This is a genomic window from Pseudomonas sp. 21615526, from assembly GCF_013386245.1.
Taxonomy (GTDB): domain Bacteria; phylum Pseudomonadota; class Gammaproteobacteria; order Pseudomonadales; family Pseudomonadaceae; genus Aquipseudomonas.
This window is the reverse complement of sequence record NZ_JACAOM010000006.1, coordinates 23,762-46,402: the sequence shown is the minus strand read 5'-3', so window position 1 is coordinate 46,402 and position 22,641 is coordinate 23,762. Positions and strand designations below refer to the sequence as shown.

Annotated in this window: 20 protein-coding genes and 1 pseudogene; 14 read left to right on the top strand and 7 right to left on the bottom strand. The window is 61.2% G+C overall.

Annotation, left to right across the window (positions count from 1 at the left end):
* Window positions 1-30: 30 nt before the first annotated feature.
* The 6 genes from kdpF to HX786_RS02285 all read left to right on the top strand — a co-directional run bounded on the left by kdpF (window position 31) and on the right by HX786_RS02285 (window position 8,050).
* Window positions 31-120 (top strand): K(+)-transporting ATPase subunit F, encoded by a 90-nt coding sequence (gene kdpF / locus HX786_RS02310; protein ID WP_003218754.1) that lies wholly within the window; start codon window positions 31-33, stop codon window positions 118-120.
* Window positions 121-129: 9 nt separating this feature from the next.
* Entirely contained in the window at window positions 130-1,827 is a 1,698-nt protein-coding gene (gene kdpA / locus HX786_RS02305; RefSeq protein ID WP_087693686.1) for a potassium-transporting ATPase subunit KdpA, read from the top strand.
* Window positions 1,828-1,851: 24 nt separating this feature from the next.
* Complete coding sequence (gene kdpB / locus HX786_RS02300) at window positions 1,852-3,909, top strand: potassium-transporting ATPase subunit KdpB (RefSeq protein WP_177080484.1); 2,058 nt, start codon at window positions 1,852-1,854, stop codon at window positions 3,907-3,909.
* Between the two features lie 67 nt (window positions 3,910-3,976).
* A complete protein-coding gene (gene kdpC / locus HX786_RS02295; RefSeq protein WP_087693688.1) occupies window positions 3,977-4,522 on the top strand; it encodes a potassium-transporting ATPase subunit KdpC in 546 nt (181 codons plus the stop codon).
* A gap of 143 nt (window positions 4,523-4,665) precedes the next feature.
* On the top strand, window positions 4,666-7,317 hold the full coding sequence (locus HX786_RS02290; protein ID WP_134325985.1) for a sensor histidine kinase KdpD: 2,652 nt from the start codon (window positions 4,666-4,668) through the stop codon (window positions 7,315-7,317).
* A 37-nt stretch (window positions 7,318-7,354) separates the two neighbouring features.
* Window positions 7,355-8,050: a response regulator gene (locus tag HX786_RS02285; protein ID WP_003218747.1), complete on the top strand. Its 696-nt coding sequence runs from the start codon at window positions 7,355-7,357 to the stop codon at window positions 8,048-8,050.
* A gap of 128 nt (window positions 8,051-8,178) precedes the next feature.
* On the opposite strand, the gene HX786_RS02280 is transcribed toward HX786_RS02285, so the two are convergent.
* A complete protein-coding gene (locus HX786_RS02280) occupies window positions 8,179-9,216 on the bottom strand; it encodes a patatin-like phospholipase family protein (protein ID WP_008437733.1) in 1,038 nt (345 codons plus the stop codon).
* Between the two features lie 217 nt (window positions 9,217-9,433).
* On the opposite strand from HX786_RS02280, the gene HX786_RS02275 reads away from it, so the two are divergent.
* The 3 genes from HX786_RS02275 (at window position 9,434) to HX786_RS02265 (ending at window position 11,456) form a co-directional block, all read left to right on the top strand.
* Complete coding sequence (locus HX786_RS02275; RefSeq protein ID WP_003218744.1) at window positions 9,434-9,712, top strand: hypothetical protein; 279 nt, start codon at window positions 9,434-9,436, stop codon at window positions 9,710-9,712.
* An 80-nt stretch (window positions 9,713-9,792) separates the two neighbouring features.
* Complete coding sequence (locus HX786_RS02270; RefSeq protein ID WP_177036261.1) at window positions 9,793-10,557, top strand: CHAD domain-containing protein; 765 nt, start codon at window positions 9,793-9,795, stop codon at window positions 10,555-10,557.
* A 101-nt stretch (window positions 10,558-10,658) separates the two neighbouring features.
* Window positions 10,659-11,456, top strand: coding sequence for an acyl-CoA thioesterase II (locus HX786_RS02265; protein WP_008437738.1), 798 nt, complete (start codon window positions 10,659-10,661; stop codon window positions 11,454-11,456).
* Window positions 11,457-11,475: 19 nt separating this feature from the next.
* On the opposite strand, the pseudogene HX786_RS02260 reads toward HX786_RS02265, so the two are convergent.
* From HX786_RS02260 to HX786_RS02250, 3 genes and pseudogenes are all read right to left on the bottom strand, one after another.
* A pseudogene (locus HX786_RS02260) lies at window positions 11,476-11,733 on the bottom strand (terminase); the annotation flags it as partial.
* Window positions 11,734-11,841: 108 nt separating this feature from the next.
* Window positions 11,842-13,323, bottom strand: coding sequence for a methyl-accepting chemotaxis protein (locus tag HX786_RS02255; protein ID WP_102605081.1), 1,482 nt, complete (start codon window positions 13,321-13,323; stop codon window positions 11,842-11,844).
* A 95-nt stretch (window positions 13,324-13,418) separates the two neighbouring features.
* Window positions 13,419-14,225: a TatD family hydrolase gene (locus tag HX786_RS02250; protein ID WP_003218739.1), complete on the bottom strand. Its 807-nt coding sequence runs from the start codon at window positions 14,223-14,225 to the stop codon at window positions 13,419-13,421.
* Window positions 14,226-14,463: 238 nt separating this feature from the next.
* Here HX786_RS02250 and HX786_RS02245 point away from each other — a divergent pair, with 238 nt between their 5' ends.
* From HX786_RS02245 to HX786_RS02235, 3 genes are all read left to right on the top strand, one after another.
* Complete coding sequence (locus tag HX786_RS02245) at window positions 14,464-15,885, top strand: transglycosylase SLT domain-containing protein (RefSeq protein WP_003218738.1); 1,422 nt, start codon at window positions 14,464-14,466, stop codon at window positions 15,883-15,885.
* A gap of 104 nt (window positions 15,886-15,989) precedes the next feature.
* Window positions 15,990-16,424: a DoxX family protein gene (locus HX786_RS02240; RefSeq protein WP_003218737.1), complete on the top strand. Its 435-nt coding sequence runs from the start codon at window positions 15,990-15,992 to the stop codon at window positions 16,422-16,424.
* A 255-nt stretch (window positions 16,425-16,679) separates the two neighbouring features.
* Window positions 16,680-16,988: a class I SAM-dependent methyltransferase gene (locus tag HX786_RS02235; RefSeq protein WP_178911675.1), complete on the top strand. Its 309-nt coding sequence runs from the start codon at window positions 16,680-16,682 to the stop codon at window positions 16,986-16,988.
* Window positions 16,989-16,992: 4 nt separating this feature from the next.
* Here the strand turns inward: HX786_RS02235 and HX786_RS02230 are convergent, their stop codons facing one another.
* From HX786_RS02230 to HX786_RS02220, 3 genes are read right to left on the bottom strand one after another with little or no spacing between them, the layout of a single operon-like run.
* On the bottom strand, window positions 16,993-18,798 hold the full coding sequence (locus HX786_RS02230; RefSeq protein ID WP_178911674.1) for a Gldg family protein: 1,806 nt from the start codon (window positions 18,796-18,798) through the stop codon (window positions 16,993-16,995).
* Window positions 18,799-18,813: 15 nt separating this feature from the next.
* On the bottom strand, window positions 18,814-19,539 hold the full coding sequence (locus tag HX786_RS02225) for an ABC transporter permease (protein WP_003218734.1): 726 nt from the start codon (window positions 19,537-19,539) through the stop codon (window positions 18,814-18,816).
* Window positions 19,536-20,462, bottom strand: coding sequence for an ABC transporter ATP-binding protein (locus HX786_RS02220; RefSeq protein WP_023659064.1), 927 nt, complete (start codon window positions 20,460-20,462; stop codon window positions 19,536-19,538). The genes HX786_RS02225 and HX786_RS02220 overlap by 4 nt, the downstream gene beginning before the upstream one ends.
* Before the next feature lie 303 nt (window positions 20,463-20,765).
* Here HX786_RS02220 and HX786_RS02215 point away from each other — a divergent pair, with 303 nt between their 5' ends.
* Together HX786_RS02215 and greB are read left to right on the top strand one after the other, a co-directional pair.
* Complete coding sequence (locus tag HX786_RS02215; RefSeq protein ID WP_177008076.1) at window positions 20,766-21,995, top strand: hypothetical protein; 1,230 nt, start codon at window positions 20,766-20,768, stop codon at window positions 21,993-21,995.
* Window positions 21,996-22,147: 152 nt separating this feature from the next.
* On the top strand, window positions 22,148-22,621 hold the full coding sequence (greB, locus tag HX786_RS02210; protein ID WP_008437752.1) for a transcription elongation factor GreB: 474 nt from the start codon (window positions 22,148-22,150) through the stop codon (window positions 22,619-22,621).
* The last annotated feature ends 20 nt before the right edge of the window (window positions 22,622-22,641 follow it).

Genomic DNA, 22,641 nt, shown 5'->3' with positions numbered 1-22,641 from the left:
CGGCAGTCGCCGCACGACGGAGAAACTTCCATGAGCGTTCTGGACGGGGTGTCACTGCTGTTGGCTGTGGCGCTGTTCATTTATCTGCTGGTTGCGCTGTTACGCGCGGATCGGAACTAGGAGCAGGCTATGCACAGTTATGACTATTGGCTGATCATCGCCTTCTTTGCCTTGGTGCTGATTCCGGCACCGGCCCTGGGGCGGTTTTACTACAAGGTAATGGAAGGGCAGCGAACCTGGCTCACGCCGGTGTTCGGCCCGGTCGAGCGCGTGTGCTATCGCCTTTCGGGTGTCGATGCAGACCAGGAACAGAGCTGGCAGAAATACGCGCTGGCGTTGCTGGCGTTCAACCTTGCCGGTTTCGTGCTGCTGTTCGCGATCCTGCTGTTCCAGGAATACCTGCCGCTGAACCCGCAGAAATTGCCGGGTCAGGAATGGACCCTGGCGTTCAACACCGCCATCAGTTTCATGACCAACACCAACTGGCAGAACTACAGCGGTGAAGCGTCCCTGAGCTACCTCAGTCAGATGGTCGGCCTCACCGTGCAGAACTTCGTCAGTGCCGCCACCGGCCTCGCCGTACTGGTCGCGTTGTGCCGTGGGATCGGTCGCAAATCCACCAAGACTTTGGGCAACTTCTGGGTCGACATGACTCGCGCCACGCTCTACGGCCTGTTGCCGTTGTGCCTGGTGTTCGCGTTGTTCCTGGTCTGGCAGGGCGTGCCACAAACCTTCGCTCACTATGTGAACGCGGTCACCATGCAGGGCGTTGACCAGGTCATCCCACTGGGCCCGGCTGCCAGCCAGATTGCGATCAAGCAACTGGGCACCAACGGTGGTGGCTTCTTCGGCGTCAACTCGGCGCATCCGTTCGAAGACCCGACTGCCTGGGCCAACCTGTTTGAGCTGGGCGCGATCATCCTGATTCCGGTGGCGCTGGTGTTCACCTTTGGCCACTACGTGAAAGACCTGCGTCAGAGCCGGGCGATCCTCGGTTGCATGCTGGCCTTGTTCATCATCGGCGGCGCAACCGCCATGTGGGCCGAATACCAGCCCAACCCGGCGCTGAACAACCCGGCGGTTGAACAGGCCGCGCCGCAGGAAGGTAAAGAAGCGCGCTTCGGCACCACTGGCACCGTGTTGTGGTCGGTGGCGACCACCGCCGCGTCCAACGGTTCGGTCAACGGTATGCAAGACAGCCTCAACCCCCTGAGCGGGATGGTGTCGCTGGTCAACATGATGGTCGGCGAAGTGATCTTCGGCGGCGTCGGCGCCGGCATGTACGGCATGTTGCTCAACGTGTTGATTGCGGTGTTCCTCGCCGGCTTGATGATTGGCCGTACACCGGAATACCTCGGCAAGAAACTCCAGGCCAAGGAAGTGCAGTTGCTGGTCGTGACCTTGCTGGTGATGCCGGTCGGCACCCTGGTACTCGGTGCCATCGCCGCCAGCCTGCCTGGCCCGGCCGGTGCCATCAGTAACCCTGGCCCCCACGGTTTCAGCCAGTTGCTGTACGCCTACACCTCGGCCAGTGCCAACAACGGTTCGGCGTTCGGCGGCTTCAGTGCCAACACCGCGTTCCACAACCTGATGTTGAGCCTGTCGATGTTGCTCGGTCGCTTCGGTTACATCCTCCCGGTACTGGCCCTGGCCGGCAGCCTGGCGATGAAGAAGACCGCACCGATTGGCCAGAACAGCTTCCCGACCCACGGCCCGCTGTTCGTGACCCTGTTGACCGTGACCATTTTGCTGGTGGGCGGCCTGACCTTCCTGCCGACGCTGGCACTTGGGCCTATCGCTGAACATTTGAGCATGGCTGCTTTTTAAATGAAGAGCCTAGGGGATATGAAAATGAACTTGCCTGCAAAAAACGCGGCTCCCGTGAAAACCCAGGAGCCAGCCAAGACCGCAATGTCGGCCCTGTGGCGCCCGGCGCTGGTCCAGGCGTTCGTCAAGCTGGACCCGCGCCAGTTGCAACGCTCGCCGGTGATGCTGGTGGTCGAACTGACCGCGATCCTCACCACCATCCTGTGCTTTGTGCCGGAGGTGGCCGTACCGACCTACGTCTCCGTGCAAATCGCCGTGTGGCTGTGGTTCACCGTGCTGTTTGCCAACTTCGCCGAAGCCTTGGCTGAAGGCCGCGGCAAGGCCCGCGCCGACAGCCTCAAGGCCGGCAGCGAGGGCCTCAGCGCCCGCCGCAAGGAAGCCGACGGCAGCTTCAAGGTCGTGCCGGCCACCAGCCTGCGTAAAGGTGATGTGGTACGCGTGGTCGCCGGGGAAATGATCCCGGGCGACGGCGAAGTCATCGAAGGGATTGCCGCGGTCAACGAAGCGGCCATCACCGGCGAATCGGCCCCGGTCATCCGTGAATCCGGCGGCGACCGCTCGGCCGTCACCGGCAACACCCGCCTGGTCTCGGACTGGTTGATGATTCGCATCACCGCCAACCCGGGCGAGTCGACCCTGGACCGCATGATCGCCCTGGTGGAAGGCGCCAAGCGCCAGAAAACCCCCAACGAAATCGCGCTGGACATCCTGCTGATCGGCCTGACGCTGATCTTCCTGCTGGTGGTGGTGACCCTGCAGCCGTTCGCCCACTTCGCCAATGGCAACCTGCCGCTGGTGTTCCTGGTGGCGCTGCTGGTCACGCTGATCCCGACCACCATCGGCGGCCTGTTGTCGGCCATCGGTATTGCCGGCATGGACCGCCTGGTGCGCCTCAACGTGATCGCCAAATCCGGTCGCGCGGTGGAGGCGGCGGGGGACGTGCACGTGCTGTTGCTGGACAAGACCGGCACCATCACTTTCGGTAACCGTCGTTGCACCAACGTGATCGCCGCGCCGGGTGTCAGCGGCAAGGAACTGGCCGAGGGCGCGCTGCTGGCATCCCTGGCGGACGACACGGCCGAAGGTAAGTCCATCGTCGAATACCTGCGCGGCCAGCACCCACAAGCCGAGCCGTCGACGGATGAGCTGACCTCGGTACCGTTCAGCGCGGAAACCCGCCTGTCCGGCGTCGACTACCAGGGCCGTGTGTTCCGTAAGGGCGCCGTGGATTCGCTGCTGGCGTTCATTGGCCTGCAACGCCGCGACCTGCAACCGGCGCTGTCGCGGGAAATCGACAAGATCGCCCAGAGCGGCGGCACGCCGTTGCTGGTGTGTGCCGACGGCAAGTTGCTCGGCGCGATTCACCTCAAGGACGTGGTCAAGCCCGGCATCCGCGAACGGTTTGCCGAGCTGCGCAAGCTGGGGATTCGCACGGTGATGGTGACCGGCGACAACCCGCTGACCGCCGCCGCGATTGCCGCTGAAGCCGGCGTGGATGACGTGCTGGCCGAGGCTACTCCGGAGAAAAAACTCGCGCGCATTCGTCACGAACAGAACGATGGTCGCCTGGTTGCGATGTGCGGCGACGGCGCCAACGACGCCCCGGCGCTGGCCCAGGCTGACGTCGGCATGGCAATGAACGACGGCACGCAAGCCGCCCGTGAAGCGGCCAACATGGTCGACCTCGACAGCGACCCGACCAAGCTGCTGGACGTGGTGCAGATCGGCAAGGAATTGCTGGTAACCCGTGGTGCGCTGACCACCTTTTCCATTGCCAACGACGTGGCCAAGTACTTCGCGATCCTGCCGGCGCTGTTCGCCTCGATCTACCCGCAACTGGGTGTGCTCAACGTGATGCACCTGCAAAGCCCGCAGAGCGCGATCCTCTCGGCCATCGTGTTCAACGCGCTGATCATCGTGGTGCTGATCCCCCTGGCGCTGCGCGGTGTACGTGTACAGGCGGCGAGTGCGGCGGCGTTGCTGCGTCGCAACCTGCTGATCTACGGCCTGGGCGGGATCGTGGTGCCGTTCGTGGGCATCAAGGCGATCGACATGCTGTTGACCGCGCTGCACCTGGTTTGACTCGATGCCCGCAGGTACCGGCAAACCGGTGCCTGCAGGTTACAATGACCGAATTGAGGAATTTGAAATGTCCAACATTATCCGCCCGGCCCTGAGCCTGCTGGTGTTGATGAGCCTGATCACCGGCGTGGCCTATCCCCTGGTTGTTACCGGCGTGGCGCAAGTCGCGTTCCCTGACCAGGCCAACGGCAGCCTGGTGCACGATGCCAGCGGCAAGGTTCGCGGTTCGAGCCTGATTGCCCAGGATTTCACCGGTGACGGCTGGTTCCACCCACGGCCATCTGCTGGTGCGTTTGCTACGGTTTCCAGCAGCGCCAGCAACCTCGGCCCAAGCAACCCAGCACTGGCCACTCGTGTATTTGACGATGCCAGGAAAATGCTGGTGCCAGACCAGGGACCGGTGCCGATGGCATTGCTGACTACCTCCGGCAGCGGTCTTGATCCACACTTGCCACCGCAGGCAATTGCCTATCAACTGGCCCGGGTAGCTGCCGCGCGTAATCTGCCGGTGGCGACCCTGCAGCGCTTGATGGATGAGCACATCGAAAGCCCGCTGGTGGGGCCGCCGGTGGTGAACGTGCTGGCGTTGAACATGGCCTTGGAAAAACTGTAAGCCGTGGCGCCGCTTTCGCGAGCAGGCCCGCTCCCACATTCGACTGAGTTTCACCTTTGGAATGCGGTCAAATGTGGGAGCGGGCTTGCTCGCGAAGGCGGACTCAAGAAACCCACATCAACACCTGAAGGAAGACCGCCCGCATGAGCGACTCCGGCCGCGCCGATGCCCTGTTAGCCGATCTACCCCGGGACGGCCGTGGCCGGCTCAAAGTCTTCCTCGGCGCCGCGCCCGGCGTGGGCAAGACCTACGCCATGCTCCAGGCCGCCCACACCCAGCTGCGCCAGGGCGTGCGGCTGATTGCCGGCGTAGTGGAAACCCACGGCCGCGCCGAGACCGAAGCCTTGCTCAGCGGCTTGCCACAACAGCCGCTGCTGCGTTCCGAATACCGCGGCGTGATGCTGGAGGAAATGGACCTCGACGGCCTGCTCGCCGCCAAGCCCAAACTGGTGCTGGTGGACGAACTGGCCCACAGCAACGCCCCCGGCAGCCGCCACGAAAAACGCTGGCAAGACATTCAGGAATTGCTCTCGGCGGGCATCAACGTCTTCACCACGGTCAACGTCCAGCACCTGGAAAGCCTCAACGACCAGGTGCGCGGCATTACCGGCGTGCAAGTTCGCGAGACCTTGCCCGACTGGGTCTTGCAGGAAGCCGATGAACTGCTGCTGATCGACCTGCCATCCCGGGAACTGCTGGAGCGCCTGCGGGACGGCAAGGTCTACGTGCCGGAACAGGCCCGTGCTGCCATCGATGCCTTCTTCACCCAGACCAACCTCATGGCCCTGCGCGAGCTGGCGATGCAAACCGCCGCGGCCCATGTCGACGATGACCTGGCCCAGGGTTATCGCCAATTGGGCCAGGCCGCACCGGCTGTGCGTGGCCGCTTGCTGGTGGGCGTGGACGGCGATGCCCAGGCCGAACGCCTGGTGCGTCATGCCAGCCGCGTAGCCCAGCGTCGGCATTTGCCGTGGAGCCTGGTGCATGTGGATAACGGCCGGGTGCGCGATGAACAATCGCGCCTGCGCCTGCAAAACGCCCAGCAACTGGCCGAGCGTCTTGGCGGTGAAGTGGTGTTGCTGCGAGCGGGGGAGGTGGCCAAGACCCTGATCCAGCACGCCGCCGAGCGTCGTGCCAGCTTGATCCTGGTGGGGCAATCCCGGCCGCGCTGGCATCGCACCGTGTTTGGTGGTGGCCTGGCGTCGCGTTTGTTGCGCAATGCCCGGGGCCTGGAAATCAACGTCCTCGACAGCGACGAAGTGCCGGCCCCTCCGCGCCTGCCGGATGTGCGTGGGCTGGTGTGGTTTGACTATGCCCTGGCGGTGGTGGCGACCGTGATCGCGGCCGCAGTCGCATGGGGTGTCGCCAGTGCCTTGCCGTTGCCGAATATCTCGCTGGTGTTCCTCGCCGCCGTATTGCTGGTGGCGGTGCGCAGTAGCCTGGGGCCGGCGCTGGCGTGTGCGGCGCTGTCATTCCTGAGCTACGACTTCCTGTTCATCCCGCCGAATTTCTCCTTCGCGATCCAGCGTGAAGAAGACGTGCTGACGCTGTTGTTCTTCCTGCTGATGGCGGCGCTCACCGGTAATCTCGCTGCACGCCAGCGCCGGCAGTTGCAGGCGCTGCGCGATACCCAGGAAGAAACCACCGAGCTGCTCGACCTGTCCCGCAAACTCACCGCCGCCACCGATCGCCAGGCAGTGATCAGTGCCGCCGCGCATCATCTGGAAGGCTGGAGCGACCTGCAATTGTGCCTGCTCAACCGCGACGGGCAGGGCGACTGGAAGGTCGAGACCGGAGGCCCGATCACCTTTACCGAAGCCGAGCGCGCCGCCGCCGACTGGGCCTGGCAGCACGATCAGCCGGCCGGCATGGGCACCGGCACCTTGCCGTTCGGGCGCTGGTGGTGGTGGCCGTTGTCCAGCGAAGAAGGCCCGTTGGGTCTGCTGGGGGTCAGCCCGAAGGCCGGGCTTGAACTGAGCGGCCAGCGCCGTCGCCTGCTCACGGCCTTGAGCCAGCCCTTGGCCCAGGCCCTGGCCCGTGCACAACTCGGCCAGGAGCTGGAAGCCGCGCGCCTGCACGGCGAAACCGAGCAATTGCGCAGCGCCTTGCTGGCCTCGGTGTCTCACGATTTGCGCACACCGCTGACCTCCATGCGTGGCAGCATCGACAGCCTGCTGGCCCTCGGCGAGGCGATTCCCCTGGAAGATCGCCGGGAGCTGCTGGAAGGCACTCGCGATGAGGCCGAGCGTCTGGATCGCTACATCCAGAACCTGCTGGACATGACGCGTCTGGGTCACGGCGCCCTGAAGCTGGCGCGGGACTGGGTGTCACCCGGCGATATCGTCGGCAGCTCCCTGGGCCGCTTGCGTGCGGTATTGGCGCCGCTGCAGGTGATCACCGACGTGCCGCCCGAGCTGCCGCTGCTCTACGTGCATGCCGCGTTGATCGAGCAAGCACTGGTCAACGTACTGGAAAATGCCGCACGCTTCTCGCCGCCACAAGGCCGGCTGAAACTCAGCGCGGGCGTGCAGGATAACCAGTTGTTTTTTGCTGTTGCCGATGAAGGTCCGGGGATTCCCGAGGAGGAGCGGGCGAAGATTTTCGATATGTTCTACACCGCCGCCAGGGGGGATCGCGGCGGGCAGGGCACCGGGCTCGGCCTGGCGATCTGCCAGGGCATGGTCGGCGCCCACGGCGGGCATATCAGCGTGGCCGACGGCATTGAGGGCCGTGGCACCTGCATCACTTTATTCCTGCCATTGCAGGCCCAGCCTGGCCTGGAAAGCGAACCTTGAGCTACCCTCTTTTCTTCACGGATTTTGATTGGACACCATGAGCCAGACTGCGACGATTTTGGTCATTGACGACGAACCGCAGATCCGCAAGTTCTTGCGTATCAGCCTGGCCTCCCAGGGCTACAAAGTGATCGAGGCCGGCACCGGCAACGAAGGCCTGGCGCAGGCCGCCTTGAGTAAACCGGACCTGCTGGTGCTGGACCTCGGCCTGCCGGACATGGACGGCCAGCAGGTGCTGCGCGAGTTTCGTGAGTGGTCCACGGTACCGGTACTGGTGTTGTCGGTGCGAGCCAGTGAAGTGCAAAAAGTCGAGGCGCTGGACAACGGCGCCAATGACTATGTGACCAAGCCATTTGGCATCCAGGAGTTTCTTGCACGGGTGCGGGCGTTGTTGCGCCAGGCGCCGGCGGGGGAGGCCCAGGAAGCGGCACTACGTTTTGGCCCGCTGACGGTAGACCTGGCTTATCGGCGGGTGCTGCTGGACGGTGTCGAAGTGGCGCTGACCCGCAAGGAATACGCGGTACTGGCGCAACTGGCGCGGCATCCCGGGCGGGTGATCACCCAGCAGCAACTGCTCAAGGATATCTGGGGCCCGACCCATACCGAAGACAGCCATTACCTGCGGATTGTGGTGGGGCATCTGCGCCAGAAACTGGCGGATGATCCGACCCAACCACGGTTTATCGTGACTGAGGCCGGTGTTGGGTATCGGCTATTGAACACCGAAGCCTGAAGCGTTAGCTCACCTGTGGCGAGGGAGCTTGCTCCCGCTGGGCTGCGCAGCAGCCCCAGAATCCTGGGAGCGCTTCGCACTCCAGCGGGAGCAAGCTCCCTCGCCACACAAGCCCTGCTTATCAAACCTCAGTGTTGCTCGCTCTCGTAACGATCCAGCGTATCGCTCGCGATCTCCCGCCCCAGCGCGATCAACTCCGGCGCTTTGTAAAACTCGAAAAACCGGCACACGCGCTTCGGCACGTTGATCAGAATATCCGGCGGATACCCGGCGATCTTGTACTGCGCCAATGACGTCTGCATCACCTCAAAGCTCTGGTTGATCAAATCCAGCAGCGATGCAGGCCCCACGTTATCGATGATGAACGAGCCGGTCGCCGACTTTGGCGCCCCGGCCTTTTCCGGTGCCGCCGCCGGTTGTTGCGCCTCGGGTTCGGCAGAGTCCAGCCACGGGTTGATATCGGCAGCCTGGGCCAGCAGCGCTTCCTGTTCCAGCATCAATAACTGCTCGGCCTGCTTGCGCCGAAACGGCAAGTGCGAACCCAGTGAACGCACCAGGTTGTCGAAGCGGCTCCTGAACGCCGGCGGACGCTGGATCACCGGAAGCTTGTAGTGCTTCTGGTTGGTGGAGTTGAGGTTGACCGCAATGATCAGGTCGCAGTGGCTCGACACCACCGGCACGATCGGCAGAGGGTTCAGCAAGCCGCCGTCCACCAGCATGCGATTGCCCTGCATCACCGGGGTGAACAGGCTGGGAATCGCCGCCGAGGCCCGCATGGCCTGGTGCAGGCAGCCTTCCTGGAACCAGATTTCCTGCTGGTTGGTCAGGTCCGTGGCCACGGCGGTGTAGGGAATGCGCAGGTCTTCGATATTGATCTCGCCGACGATCTTGCGGATCTGCCCGAACACCTTCTCGCCACGAATCGCCCCCAGGCGAAAGCTCACGTCTACCAGGCGCAGTACGTCCAGGTAGTCGAGGCTTTCGATCCAGTTTCGGTACTCGTCCAGCTTACCCGCAGCATAGATCCCACCCACCACCGCACCCATGGAACAGCCGGCGATGCAGGCGATGTCGTAGCCGCGTTTTTCGATTTCCTCGATCACGCCGATATGGGCGTAGCCCCGGGCGCCGCCGGAGCCCAGCACCAATGCAACACGTTTCTTCATGACCTGATCCTTCGCAAAACAGGTGACCACAATGCACCCATCGAGGGGCGCGCTTCAATCATCACTGTCACAACCGATTATTTTCGCGAGCGGGCCACCACGCTCGGGTATGCTCTGGCAATCGGGACTGCGGATTCAGGCAGTCGGATAAGGCACTTTTCGGTGTAGGCAACGTCTACACCTGTGACTGTTTTTTCTTTTCTTGAGGTGTCATTTGATGAAAGCCTGGATGTGTGTGCCTGTGATCGTGTTGGCCCTGGCCGGTTGTGCCGGGAAAACCGCTTATCGCGACAGCTGCGGCACGCAACTGGATGCTGCGTGGCACGAGCTGGACCTGGCCAAGGCCGAAGGTTTCGCCGGCACCGTGAGTTACTCCAAGGCTCTGTCGTTGTTGACTGGCGCCAAGACCCAGCAGCAGTTCGAAGCCTTCGAAGGCTGCTCGACCAAGGCCGAGAAAGCCCGCTTCTATATTCGTGAGTCGCGCGCCGGGCGCTAACCCCGCGTAGCAGTTGTCGAGTGCAACGAGGTTGCGTCGGCGGCCTCAAGCCCGAAGGTTTAATCATTGAGGAGGAAAGGATGTCAGCCTTGGTCGATCAGCTAGTCGCGCAGGTCATCGGCCTGGAAGTTGGGTTACTGAGCTGCCAGGCGCGCCTCGCCGCCGTCACGGACGACGAGGCCCTGCATGATCTGCGCACCACGGTGCGGCGCTTGCGCAGCCTGTTGCGGCCATTGCGTGGGTTGCCCGGTGTCGAGCAACTCGAGGCGGCCGCCAGTGCCGTCGGCCAACTGACCACGCCGTTTCGCGACCGCGAAGTGCTGGCGGCGTACCTCCACCAACACGGCCATCATGAGGCGGCCGAGCGGCGTATCCGGCAGCAGCCGGCCACCTACCGCTCGGTTGCACAAGGGCCTGAGCTGGCGCAACTGCTGTTGATCCTCGAAGCATTCCCCCGCTTTATCCGCGCCTCCCAACGGCAGAAATTGCTCAATGGCCTGCGCACGCGCATTGAAAAACGCCTGGCCAAGCAATGGAAGAAGCTCGGCGAAGCGCTGCACGACCCCAACCACGACCGTCATCGCCTGCGCCTGTTGATCAAGCGCGTGCGTTATGCGGCCGAGGCTTATCCCGAGCTGAACAAGCTACCGCCCAAAGCCATATCGCGTCTCAAGGCGGCCCAGGGCGCCCTGGGTGATTGGCACGATTGCTGGCAATGGCTGGCGCAAGCCGGGCACGAGCCCGATTTGCAGCCGTGCGTGCCTGGTTGGCACCGCACCATGGCCGAGGCGGAAGGGCAGGCGGATCGGGTTTTGGATAAGTTGAACGCCGACTGCTTCGCTTGACCCTGCGACCTATCTGTCCGGGATTTTGGCCGGAATAGGCGCTGCGTGGTGTAGGCCGGCTGGTTAAGATCCCTCAACTCCTTTTTCAAGTTGAGACCGCCATGCGCTTTAGTGATTTGCTCGACGCTGCCCGCAGCCACCCGTTGGACGTTTCGATCCCGGCCGAATGGGCCCAGGGCCGCGCCAGCTTTGGCGGGCTGGTTGCGGCGTTGGAGTACGAGGCCTTGCGGGCGAAGGTCCCGGCGGATCGCCCGTTGCGCTCACTGGCGATCACCTTTGTGGGCCCGGTGGCGCCGGACGTGCCGGCCCGCTACGAAGTTGAAGTGCTGCGCGAAGGCAAGGCCGTCAGCCAAGTGCTGGGACGTGTGGTGCAGAACGGTGAAACGATGACCCTGGTGCAGGCCAGTTTTGGCGCATCACGGCCTTCGCAGATTGACGTCGCCGCCGAACCGGCGCCCACCTTCAAGCATTGGGATGAATGCCAGGAGTTGCCCTACATCAAAGGCGTGACGCCGGAGTTCATGCGCCACCTGGCGATGCGCTGGAGCGTCGGTGGCCTGCCGTTCACCGGCAATACATCCCGGGAGATGGGCGGCTGGGTGCGCTTGCGTGGCGATGTAAAAGAAGAGCCGCTGACCGAAGCGCACATCCTCGCGCTGGTGGATGCGTGGCCACCGTCGGTGTTGCCGCACCTGAAACAACCGGCGGCCGGCAGCACCCTGACTTGGACCATCGAATTTGTCCAACCGCTGCAAAACCTGAGCACCCTGGACTGGTGCCAATACCTGGTCCACATCGAGCACGCCCGCGATGGCTATGGCCATGCGGCTGCGCAGTTGTGGAGCCCCGACGGCCAGTTGATCGCTATCAGCCGCCAGTCGGTGGTGGTGTTCGCCTGAGTCCTCAGACCAGCAAGTGTTGATCGCTGGAGGCGTCGCTGCCGCGTGCCTCCAGGCGGCGACCGTGATGCTGCAATCCAAGGGCTGCCAGAATGCCGACGATACCGATGGCGGCACTCGCCAGGTTCTCGCTGAACACGCCCGATGCCATCAACAGAAAACCGATGACCAGGAGTGGCAGCGCAATCAGCTGCAACACTTGATTGGTCCCGTGCTGGTGATTTTGCGGGTGGGTGCGCCATTGCCAGGCGGGGATATTTGGATGACGTTTGCCCATGATCGTGATTCCTCTGTCCGTTGAAACATCTTGAGCAGAGTTTAGGTCGGGCAGGGTGGGGCCGCGAATCAAGGATGGCTATGGGGGCCATAGCCACCCCTTCAGGGGTTAAAGCCGCAACTGGCCGATGGCCTTGCTCAGTTCCCCGGCCAGGGTCGCCAGCTCATTGCTGGTGGTCGCCGAGTCTACCGTCTGCTGCACGGTGTTTTCGGTGACGTCCCGAATGCTCACCACCGCCCGATTCATTTCCTCGGCCACATGGCTTTGCTGCTCGGCAGCCACGGCAATCTGCGTGTTGCTCTCGCGCATCTGCGCCACCGCGCCGGTGATCTCGGCGAGGGCAATCCCGGCTTCTTGAGCCTGTTGCACACAGTCGTCGGCCTTGAACGAGCTTTCCTGCATGAAATCCACCGCGTCCCGGGTGCCGGCTTGCAGGGCGGACACCATGCGGGTGATTTCATCGGTGGAGCTTTGCACCCGCTTGGCCAGGTTGCGCACTTCGTCGGCGACCACGGCAAAACCCCGGCCCATTTCGCCGGCGCGGGCGGCTTCGATGGCGGCGTTGAGGGCCAGCAGGTTGGTCTGTTCGGCGATGCTGTGAATCACCCCGACCACGCCATTGATTTTCTGGCTGTCCTCGGCCAGCTTCTGGATCATTTCGGCGGTCTGCTGCACGCCGGTGGACAGCCCGGCAATCGAGCGCTGTACCCGGCTGACCACTTCCTGGCCGCTGCCGGCGAGAGTGTCGGCCGTCTGGGACAGGTCGCGGGTGGCGCCGGCGTGCTGGGCGATGTGGTAGACGGTGGCGGTCATCTCGTTGATCGCCGTGGCGGCCTGGTCGGTTTCGCTTTGCTGGCCGAGCATGCCGTGCTGCACCTCGTTCATGCTGCTGGCCAGGCGTGCGGCGCCGTCGTCCAGTTGCCTGGCGGTGCGCGCAACCGTGTTGACCACCCGTTGATAACCCGCCTGCATCGCGTTGAACGCGCTGGCCATCTGCCCGACTTCATCCTTGCAGGCCAGGGGGACGCGGGCCGAGAGGTCGCCGGTTTTCTCGACGTGCAGCATCACGTCTTTCAAGGTGTTGAGCTGGCTGAGGAGAAAGCGGATCAGCAGCTGTGAGGCGCCGAGCATGGCCAGCATCAGAATCATCACCGCTACGGCGTAGTTGGCGAAGCGTTCTTCGAACACTTGGCTCAAGCTGGGCCCGTAGGCCAGCACGGCGACCTGTTGACCGTCGGCACGGCTGATTACTTCGGCGCCCATCAGCGGGTTTTCGCCGAGCAGTGGCATGTGATTGAAATCCACCCAGCCACTGGCGTTGGCCAGGGCTGACAGATCTTCGTCGCCCAGTTGTGGGACTTTGCCCCTGGCAAACGTCAGCCAGTGCTCGCCCTTGGGCAGTGGCTGGCCGGCGGGCCAGGCACCGAGCAAGCGCCCCTGGGCTTGCGCCGACGCCTGTGAGGCCTGGCTGCGGGCCTGTTGTTCGAGCTGCACGGCGTACAACACCAGCAGCAGGGTGGTGATGAAGGCGACCGCGTTCACGGCCCAGAATTTGTACTTCAGCGAGATGTTGCTAAGCCAGGCACCCATGGAAGGTTTCTCTGATAGCGGAAACAGCATTGGCAAGGTGCCATTATTTTGCCGCTATCGGGATGCCGGGTTTTGATATGGGTCAATGCGCCGCGTCAATCCGGCACAGGCAATCCAAAAAAGGCGCGGGCACAGGCGGTGCTGTGTTGCGCCAGGTCTTCCACGGTTTCTTCGCGGTGCAACGCGACCTCCCGTAGGACTTCCGGTAAATAGGCGGGTTCGTTGCGACCGTTTTTCGGCTTGGGCCGCAGGGTGCGAGGCAGCAGGTAGGGCGCGTCGCTTTCCAGCATCAGGCGGCCCCGGGGGATTTCCCTGACCAGCGGATGCAGGTGCGTCCCACGGCGCTCGTCACAGATCCAGCCGGTGATACCGATATGCAGGTCCAGGTCGAGGTAGCTGAACAGCGCCCGCTGCTCGCCGGTGAAGCAGTGCACCACGGCGGCCGACAGGTGATCGCGGTAGTCCCGCAGGATTTCCAGCAGGCGCTGGTTGGCGTCACGTTCGTGGAGGAATACCGGGAGCTTCAACTCCACGGCCAGGGCCAGGTGTTCTTCGAGGACTTTTTCCTGCTGGGGGCGCGGTGAGAAATCCCGGTTGAAATCCAGCCCGCATTCACCCACCGCACGCACGCGACTTTCCTTGAGCAGGCCGCGCAGGCGCCTGGCGCTTTCGGCGTTCCAGTCACTGGCAGAGTGGGGGTGAATGCCGGCGGTGGCGAACAGGCGTTGGCCACTTTCGTCCAGTTGCTGGCACAGCTCCAGGGCCTGTTCGCTGCCGTCGACACTGGTACCGGTGAGCACCAATTGGCTCACCCCGGCGGCGTAGGCACGGTCGAGAACGGCCTGGTGCTTTTCGTCGAAACTTGGGTTGGTCAGGTTGACGCCGATATCAATGAGTTGCATGGTGCTACCTCCGCCTGCGGTCGGAAAGCATATCAGAGCTGTAGATTTATAAGAAAAGCCAAGAACTACAACGAGTTAAAGCTGTCTTTGAAAGTCGCAAGTAACACCGTGTTTGGTTTGTCGCCATCTGCCGTGCCACCCTTGCGCCCAAAGCCTGCGCTCATGGCGCTCTGTTTCTGTCCCCCAACGCCTCGTTTTTCGCGAAGCAATGGGCAGTATTCTTTCTTCCGGAGAGCGGATGATCCGACCCTCGGCGTTGCTTGTGTTGTGCCTGACGTTACTGCTGCCCATGGCGGCGGTTGCGCGTCTGGACGGGCCGCTGGAAGTGACCCGGCCCGGCAAGGTCCGCGACCTTGCGGAAATCCGCAGCAGCCGCACCTTGCGGGTATTGGTCAACCAGAGCCGCAACAGTTCCGGCGAAGTCCAGGGCCAGGCCATCGGTGTTGAATACCATCGCCTGCGCGCTTTCGAGCAATACCTCAACGGTCACGCCCGTGACGGCGAGGAAATCAACCTCAAGATTATTCCCAAGGCCAAGGATCAGCTGATTGGCGCATTGGCCCGTGGCGAGGGCGACCTGGTGGCACCCGGCGAATTGCTGGATGTGAAGGCCGCCCACAAGATTGCCACCAGCGACCCGATCGCCAGCGACGTGCCGTTATGGCTGGTGGGGCTGAAGGGCGAGCGGCGGTTTACCCGGCTGGAGCAACTGTCCGGGCGCACGCTGGCCTTGACCACGGGCAGTGCCGCGTCGGATGCGATCAGCCAGGTCAACCAGAAGCTGGCGCTGCACAAATTGCCGCCGGTGAAGGTGGAATGGGTGGATCCGAGCCTCGCGGTAGAGGACGTGCTGGAGATGGTACAGGCCGGGATTTTCCACCTGACCATTGTCGAGCGGCCGATTGCCGAACGCTGGGCGAAGATCCTGCCCAAGCTGCGTTTCGACCGGCAAGTGACCATCAGCGAGCCGGGCGAAGAGTATTGGTTTGTGCGCCAGGATGCCTCGATGCTGCGGGCCAGTATTGATCGCTTCCTCAAGACCTACCGCACGCCGTCCGATCAGGATGTGGCGTTCCAGCGCATCTACCGCCGCCTCTACCAGGTACGTTATCCACTGGCTCGCGTCGACCGCCAGCGCCTGGAAAAACTGCGCCCGGTGCTGCAAAAGCATGCCCGCGAGCAGGGCATGGACTGGCTGAACCTGGCCGCGCTGGCGTTCAAGGAGTCTGCCCTGGACCCTGGCGCTCGCAGCAGCGGCGGCCCCACCGGGCTGATGCAGATCACGCCATCGGCGGCGCAGCGGGTCGGGGTGAACAACATCGAAAGCCTGGACAGCAATGTGCAGGCGGGCGCGCGGTACCTGGCGATGATCCGGCGCAAGTTCTTCTCAAGCCCCAAGCTCAACGAGCGCGAGCGCATGGCGTTTGTGCTGGCGGCCTACAACATGGGGCCCGAGCGGGTCCAGGGAATGCGTGCCGAGGCGCGGCGGCGGGGGCTTAACCCAAACCAATGGTTTTTCCAGGTCGAGCGCATTGCCATGGAGCAGGTGGGAATGAGCGGCGTCAGCTATGTTAATAGCGTGAACAAGTATTACCTGGCGTTTGATCGTGAGCGGGAGTCGTTGGAGCCGGCAGCGCCACGGGTTGCCTCACGTAAATAATCTATTAATTCGATAATTATGAGCCGCTTTATCGGCTTTTATCATTGTTTAAACTGATTAATATAGCGGCCAACCCAACCCCTACCTTGAAAAGGATTATCAGCATGAGCCCATTGATCACCCGCATCCTCTCCACCCGCGCCGGCTACGGCCTGACTGTTCTGCGGATTTTTGTCGGGATCATCTTCGCCGCCCACGGTTCGCAAAAACTCTTTGGCTGGTTTGGCGGCGGCGGCCTGGCGGGCACTGCCCAGTGGATGGAAAGTATCGGCCTGGCCCCAGGTACCCTGATGGCGGTGCTGTCCGGTGGTACCGAGTTCTTCGCCGGGCTGGCGCTGATCATTGGCTTGCTGGCACGGCCGGCGGCACTCGGCCTGTCGATCATTTCCCTGGTGGCGATTTTCTCGGTGCATATCCATAACGGTTTGTTCATGGCCAACAACGGCTACGAGTTCGCCCTGGCGCTGCTGGGCGGTACGCTGGCCGTGTTGTTGGAAGGTGCGGGCAAATTGTCCGCAGACCGCGCCATCACTCACTGATACCGCGAACCCCCCTTAAAAGGCCCGCCCAGTGCGGGCCTTTTCGTTGCTCGGGATTCTTGACACCGCCCTACAGGCTTCTCTAGGATGTTGCCCATGCGCCGATTTAAACAGCTAATTGCGGGGCGCCACGGGTGACTGATCACAGTCCCGACAGAAGCCAGAGCCATGAGCCAGCTTCGAAATTCCGCTAAAGCGCTGGTTCGGTGTTGCCTCTCACCTGCCCGCAGACTTTTGAGGCAGAGACACGACACAATGAATGCACTACGCCCCCTCATACGCCTGGCCCCGATCACCGCGGACCTGACCCAACGCAATCTTAAAATCCTCTTGGGCGGCAAGCATCAGCCGACGTTGCTGCGCTATCTGGATGGCTGGCCGCGCCGCACGGGGCGGCCTTCGGCCTTTCTGATCCAGTTTGTCGAAGACGGCGACTCCCTTGCGCGCTTTGCGTCCAACAGCTTCGACCTGGCCGTCATTCAGGCGCCCAGTGCCAGCGACGCGGGCGAAGTGATACGCCAACTGACCCGCATTGCCCGGCAAGGGCTGATCGCCCGGCGTTGAGCCCTCAGTAGAACGCTGCTGAAGGCAGGTGCCGGCGACGGCGACGCAACAGGAAAATACCCCCCGCAATCAGGCACAGTATCAGCGGTACAGGCACGATATTGAGCAGCTTCACTTTGCGTTCCAGGGCGTGAACCTCGGCGTATGACTGGACCTTCAGCGCGTGAATTTCCATGGGGATTCGCAAGCGCTCCTTGTTGAGCGCTTGCAGCAGTGTGTTGGAGGTTGCAGCCTGAGGGCCCGGGGAAATTGTCGGGGGGTTGAGCAGTTGCCATTCCTTTTCCGTTTGTTCCAGGCGTTGCGCCAGTTCGGCGGACTTCTCACCGTAGGCCAGTGCCGCGTCTTCGCGCATTGCCTGCAGCACCTGCAGTGATCGAGCACCGCCTGCACGGGGGCGAATGTTCATCAGTGCATCGGGCGCCGCCAGGTTGTCCAGGGTGTTCAATACAAACATCGCGTTATCTGACAACGGGCCACCCGCCGCGCGATGCTTCTGGAGCATTCCAGACACACGATCGCTGAGCAGGTCAGTGTCGGCGACCACGACCACATGGATGTTCGCAGCCTTTTGCAAGCCGGTGTTACGCCCACTGATGCCGTCAGGAAAGGCGGAATAGGCGGGCCCTTCGACGCGGGCGGCGATCACCTGTTGTTGAGCGCGAGTGGCTGTTTCATTGATCAGTGAATTGAGCTGCGCTGGCAGGGCGAAGCGCTCTGCCTCAAACAGCGCGGCGTGCGCGGAGCTTTGCAGCAACGGGGTGAAGGTCATGCGGCTTCTCTTGGCAGGGGCCAGGGCGCCGCTGCTCAAGACGTTGACGTTGTGAAGTTTCCAGGCGCTGATGTCATCCTGTGCCATCGCCTGGCGGGGCAAGGTCAGTGCCGCGGGATGGCGCACAGGCGGCTGGCCCGTGGTCAGGATCACCGAAGTGGCATAGTCGCGATCGGCAATCACCTTGTTCGCGGGCATCTGGATGCCCCAGGCGGACAGCAATGCCTCCAGCCTGGGGTTTTCCGGGGCCGTGACGCTGGTGTCCAGCCCGACAAGCGGGTCGATAAACATCATCAACTTGCCTGCGCCCAATACAAACTGGTCTATTGCGTAAAGGGTTTGGTCAGGCAGGTTGCCGGGATGAACCACCATCAGGGTTTTGACGTGTTCAGGAATTTGCGCGATACCCGGCTCCAGGCTCACCACGTTGAACTGGCGACGGATCTCCTGCAACACCTGCCAGGGAGGCGTATTAACGCCGTTGCGTTCATCTCGCTCACCGTTTATTGGCAGCCGGGAGATCACGCCCACAATGGGTTGCTCGGGGTGGATCACCTTATGAATCAAATGGCTGATTTCATACTCCAGCAGTGACTCCCGGTCCGGGCTGAATGACGGGATGCTATGGGGCGCATGGCCCGCGCTGGTACCCACCAGGCCGAAGAATCCGTGTTGTTCGTCAAGTCCCAGTAACCTGGCTTTGTATTCATCTTCAGAAAAAGGGGTGGGGTCGATGAGGTGCAGATTGACTTTGCCCTTTGCCGCTTTTTCATATTCCTTGAGCAACAGCTCTACCCGTTTAGCGTAGCTTTCAACGGCGTTGGCTTTGTGTGCACGGTTGCTTGAATTGAAGAAGTACAGATCGACCGGTCTTTCCAGTGAGCCGAGCATAGTCTGTACAGGATCGGAAAGTGTATGGATGTTCTGTTCCGAAAAATCCAGCCGTGGATTTGGAAGTTTCAGTGCCCAGACCAGGTTAAAAGCGAGAAACAGTAACAGGAGCGTGATAATTGTGAGGCTGGCACTTAGTCGCGTTTTCATCGTGATGTGTCCTTCTCAACCGTTTCTTACATTCAGGACAATGACCGTCGCGCCAAGAAAGGCGATGATCATACTGATGAAGTACAAACTGTCTTGAAGAGCCAGTACCCCTTGGTCAATGGCGTCAAAACGCGCAGACGGGCTCAGGGAAAGAAGTCGGTCAATCAGCCATACCGGAACTTGATGTTCAATCGCATCAAGAATGGATGACAGGCCACTGGCGGTCAGCAGCAAGCACAGGGTTACGGTGAATATAATCGCGCGATGGTGTGTCAGTGCGCAGATAAAACAGCCCACGGATAGATAACATCCGGCCAATACCCAACTTCCCAGGTATTGTGACGCAATGACTGTATTATCCGGATTGCCAAAATAGTTGACGGTGATGACTATCGGGAAGGTCAACAGCAGGGCCACGCCAGAAACAATCCAGGCCGCCAGAAACTTTCCGACCACTATCTCGAAACGTGTGACGGGCAGGGTTTTCAGGAACTCCATGGAACCGGTGGTGGGCTCGTCGGCCCAAAGCCGAGTGCATAGGACAGGTGTCAACAGTAAGTAGAGCCAGGGGTGCAACTGGAAGAAGCCCTGCAAGTCGGCACTGCCGACTTCCAGTAACCGGGTTGCATGGAAGCCAAATACAGCAGCGGCGGTCAGGAAAACCGCAGTGCTCAGGTAAGTAAGGGGAGCCGAAAGATAACTGACCAGTTGACGCTTGAATATGACCGGGAGAAGTTTCAAATCGATGCCTCCTGGCTCATATGGTGCACAACGTCATCCAGGCGCCCGGCTTCCAGGTTCAGGGCATTGAGCTTCCAGCGGCGCTGGGTGACCAGTGCATTGATGTGGGGGTAGATGATTTGCCCCGGCAGGGCGAGTACGGTCACTGTGCCGGGAGTCTCGCGGTCTTCCTCGATGCCGGCGACCCCGGGCAATACCGCCAGGGCCAACAGGTCCAGCGGTGTGTCGGCTGCAAGGGTGACCGCCTGGTGATGACGGGAGCTGCGCTGCAGTTCGGGCACCGAAGTGTCTGCCACCAATCGGCCGTCGGCTATCACCAGTGCGCGGGTACAAATACCGGTCAGTTCTTCCGGCGCACGGGACGCGACAATGACCGTCATCTCGTCGCTGAGCGACTTGATGAGCATTCTGACTTTGTGTTTCTGGTCGGCATTCAGACCTTCTGTTGGCTCATCGAGCAACAGCAGGCTGGGGTCATGCAGGATTGCCTGGGCGATGGCTACCTTGCGTTTCAACCCGTCCGTGAGGGTTTCCACCGGGCTTTTGAGTATCCGCCACAACTCAAGCCGTGCAACTGCCCGGTCAATCATCTTGCGTTTTTCCGCGCCGCGGAATCCGCGTATTTCGGCAATGAAACCGAGAAAGGCCTTTACACTCATTGCACCATGGCTCAAGAGTCGCTCTGGCTGGTAGCCGGTGACTTTCTTTGCCTGGAATGCGTTCAGGGCGATATCGTTACCGAATATTTTTATATGGCCTGAAGAGGGTGTAGTCGAGCCTGAGATCATTTTGATAATAGTTGTTTTTCCCGCACCATCATTTCCAAACAGCCCGAGGCATTCCTGGGGTTGGGCGTTGAATGAGAAGTCATGAATAATGTTTTTTCCGCCCATGGTTTTTGTCAGGCTCGTTATCTCGATCATTATGCTTTTCTACTGAATGGATATGGCAAGGCTGGATTAACCTGGGTGAACAGCAGGTTGTGAATGTTCGAAATTCAATGCTTGAAATCTTTTATGTTGAAGCTTTTCCGACGTCGCACTGTTAAAAAATGGTACGTTCAATAAACGCTCTTGGAAATGCTGAGGGGGCTGAATAAGATAAGTCCTACATGCCAGACTATGACTCGCTGAAACAATTGTTTTGCTTTTGATGATTTAATTACAGTCGTTGTTTATTTGGTGTTTATTTAAAGTTTATGCCAATTTGAAATGGAGCCTGATGTCATGCTGCTTCTACGTACCCTTGTTCTTGAACAGTCCGGGCATGATGCGCCGGTCAATGGTGCACTGCTTTGTGGTTTTGCGGTGGCGCAGATCTCTTCAAACTTTCTTGCCTACAGTCTGGATGAAGAAACAGAGCCCGGTAGTTCACGGGTGTACATCGCAGCGTTGCGCAAAAAGTCCGAACGTTACTTTCTGGGGGCGATAGACTCCAAGGAAGACCTGCAAATAGCGACCCATGTCTTCAAGCAAATCCTGACGCTCGCGGCTGCTCCCGGGGCAAAATCTGCAAGCAGCGGCGAAACTCAGATTCCCTTTCATTTTGTTGATTTGAAAGGCTGCAAATTGCCCCCGGCCAGGCCTGAAGATCATCACTCGTTGACGATCAAGAAATCCCTGGTGATGAAGGTGATTACCCTGGGAACGTCGGCGCCCGGTTTGCCCGCCATTGAAAGCAATACGTTGATCGTGCCGTCGATTCGTTTCTCCTCAAGAATGGTGTCTGCTCCCAGGTCCCCCGATCCTTCAGAGCCTGCGCGGTCATTGCCCGAGCCGGTGGCGCAGGCGCCCGAGGCTGAGCTCGAGATATCCGAGCCGCTCGTTGAGGCGCCACTACAGGCACCGATCGAGGCGCCTGCTGTCGCTGCGCCAGTGCCGGCGCCCATAGTCCAACAACCTGAACCGGTCCCCCAGGCGCCGCCGCCCATGCCTGCCCGGAATGAGTCATCCTCGTTGTTTGAAGTGGACGATACGCTGGCCAATCTTTCCCGATTGTCACAGGAGCTGACGCAGCAAAAGCTCAGCGTGCTCAAGCAGGAAGAAGCGCTTGATCAGTTGCGTCTCGAACTGCGCCAGGAAAAGGCTGACCTTGAGCAGGAGAGTCAGCGGAGTGCCGACAGGATTGCCGAAAAGGAAACGTCCCTGGAACAGTTGGCCCGCACGCTGGCCCTCCGGGAAGAGCATCTGGCTGGCAGCTCGGCGCTGAACCAGACAGAGCAGCGTCGAATGGACGAGCGTGCGCGCTACCTGGAGAGCCAGGAAGCCCAGTTGCATGACCGTGACCTTGCGGTGCGCCTCAAGGAGCAACAGCTGACGGCTGCGCTGTTCCAGTTGCCTGTCCTGCGGGACAACCTGAGGGTTACGCTTCAATCCCTGGATGAGTCACTTGCATGGCTTGGCGAGAACGGGCGCGGCCAGCCTGAATGCGGCCCGACCCAGACGGAGGCTGACTGATACGCGTCGTTGCCGGAATCCGCCGGTGGGTCTGGCTACTTTCCCGAGTTCATTTATCATCGACCCCCACAGCCGACATCGGGCGTTAAATGCGTTGTGCCTGATGCGGCAGCGGGTCTGAAAAATGCAAACTTCCAGGGGATGTAGAGCTTTTGAGCACCAAGCTGATTACCAAAGAAGGTCATGAGGCCCTGAAAAAGGAGCTTGATTACCTGTGGCGAGAAAAGCGCCCTGATACCACCCGCAAAGTGACGTGGGCGGCCTCCCTGGGGGACAGGAGCGAAAACGCTGACTACCAGTACAACAAGAAGCTGCTGCGGGAAATTGATCGTCGGGTGCGTTATTTGCGCAAGCGCCTGGAAGACATGCGCGTGGTCGAGTACATGCCCGAGCAGGAAGGGAAGGTGTTTTTCGGCGCCTGGGTGGAGATTGAAAACGAACAGGGCGAGACCAAGCGGTTTCGCATCGTGGGGTACGACGAGATCTATGAGCGTATGGACTACATCTCCATCGATTCACCCATGGCCCGGGCACTGTTGCGCAAGGAAGTGGATGACGAGGCGCTCGTGCAGACCCCCAGTGGCGAAGTGTGCTGGTGGATCACCGCTATCGAATATGTGAAGTGACAACGGATGGCCCGTACGCA

Coding starts and splice junctions, on each gene's coding strand:
- kdpF (WP_003218754.1), top strand. CDS start 31: ATGAGCGTTCTGGACGGGGTGTCACTGCTGTTGGCTGTGGCGCTGTTC.
- kdpA (WP_087693686.1), top strand. CDS start 130: ATGCACAGTTATGACTATTGGCTGATCATCGCCTTCTTTGCCTTGGTG.
- kdpB (WP_177080484.1), top strand. CDS start 1,852: ATGAACTTGCCTGCAAAAAACGCGGCTCCCGTGAAAACCCAGGAGCCA.
- kdpC (WP_087693688.1), top strand. CDS start 3,977: ATGTCCAACATTATCCGCCCGGCCCTGAGCCTGCTGGTGTTGATGAGC.
- HX786_RS02290 (WP_134325985.1), top strand. CDS start 4,666: ATGAGCGACTCCGGCCGCGCCGATGCCCTGTTAGCCGATCTACCCCGG.
- HX786_RS02285 (WP_003218747.1), top strand. CDS start 7,355: ATGAGCCAGACTGCGACGATTTTGGTCATTGACGACGAACCGCAGATC.
- HX786_RS02280 (WP_008437733.1), bottom strand. CDS start 9,216: ATGAAGAAACGTGTTGCATTGGTGCTGGGCTCCGGCGGCGCCCGGGGC.
- HX786_RS02275 (WP_003218744.1), top strand. CDS start 9,434: ATGAAAGCCTGGATGTGTGTGCCTGTGATCGTGTTGGCCCTGGCCGGT.
- HX786_RS02270 (WP_177036261.1), top strand. CDS start 9,793: ATGTCAGCCTTGGTCGATCAGCTAGTCGCGCAGGTCATCGGCCTGGAA.
- HX786_RS02265 (WP_008437738.1), top strand. CDS start 10,659: ATGCGCTTTAGTGATTTGCTCGACGCTGCCCGCAGCCACCCGTTGGAC.
- HX786_RS02255 (WP_102605081.1), bottom strand. CDS start 13,323: ATGGGTGCCTGGCTTAGCAACATCTCGCTGAAGTACAAATTCTGGGCC.
- HX786_RS02250 (WP_003218739.1), bottom strand. CDS start 14,225: ATGCAACTCATTGATATCGGCGTCAACCTGACCAACCCAAGTTTCGAC.
- HX786_RS02245 (WP_003218738.1), top strand. CDS start 14,464: ATGATCCGACCCTCGGCGTTGCTTGTGTTGTGCCTGACGTTACTGCTG.
- HX786_RS02240 (WP_003218737.1), top strand. CDS start 15,990: ATGAGCCCATTGATCACCCGCATCCTCTCCACCCGCGCCGGCTACGGC.
- HX786_RS02235 (WP_178911675.1), top strand. CDS start 16,680: ATGAATGCACTACGCCCCCTCATACGCCTGGCCCCGATCACCGCGGAC.
- HX786_RS02230 (WP_178911674.1), bottom strand. CDS start 18,798: ATGAAAACGCGACTAAGTGCCAGCCTCACAATTATCACGCTCCTGTTA.
- HX786_RS02220 (WP_023659064.1), bottom strand. CDS start 20,462: ATGATCGAGATAACGAGCCTGACAAAAACCATGGGCGGAAAAAACATT.
- HX786_RS02215 (WP_177008076.1), top strand. CDS start 20,766: ATGCTGCTTCTACGTACCCTTGTTCTTGAACAGTCCGGGCATGATGCG.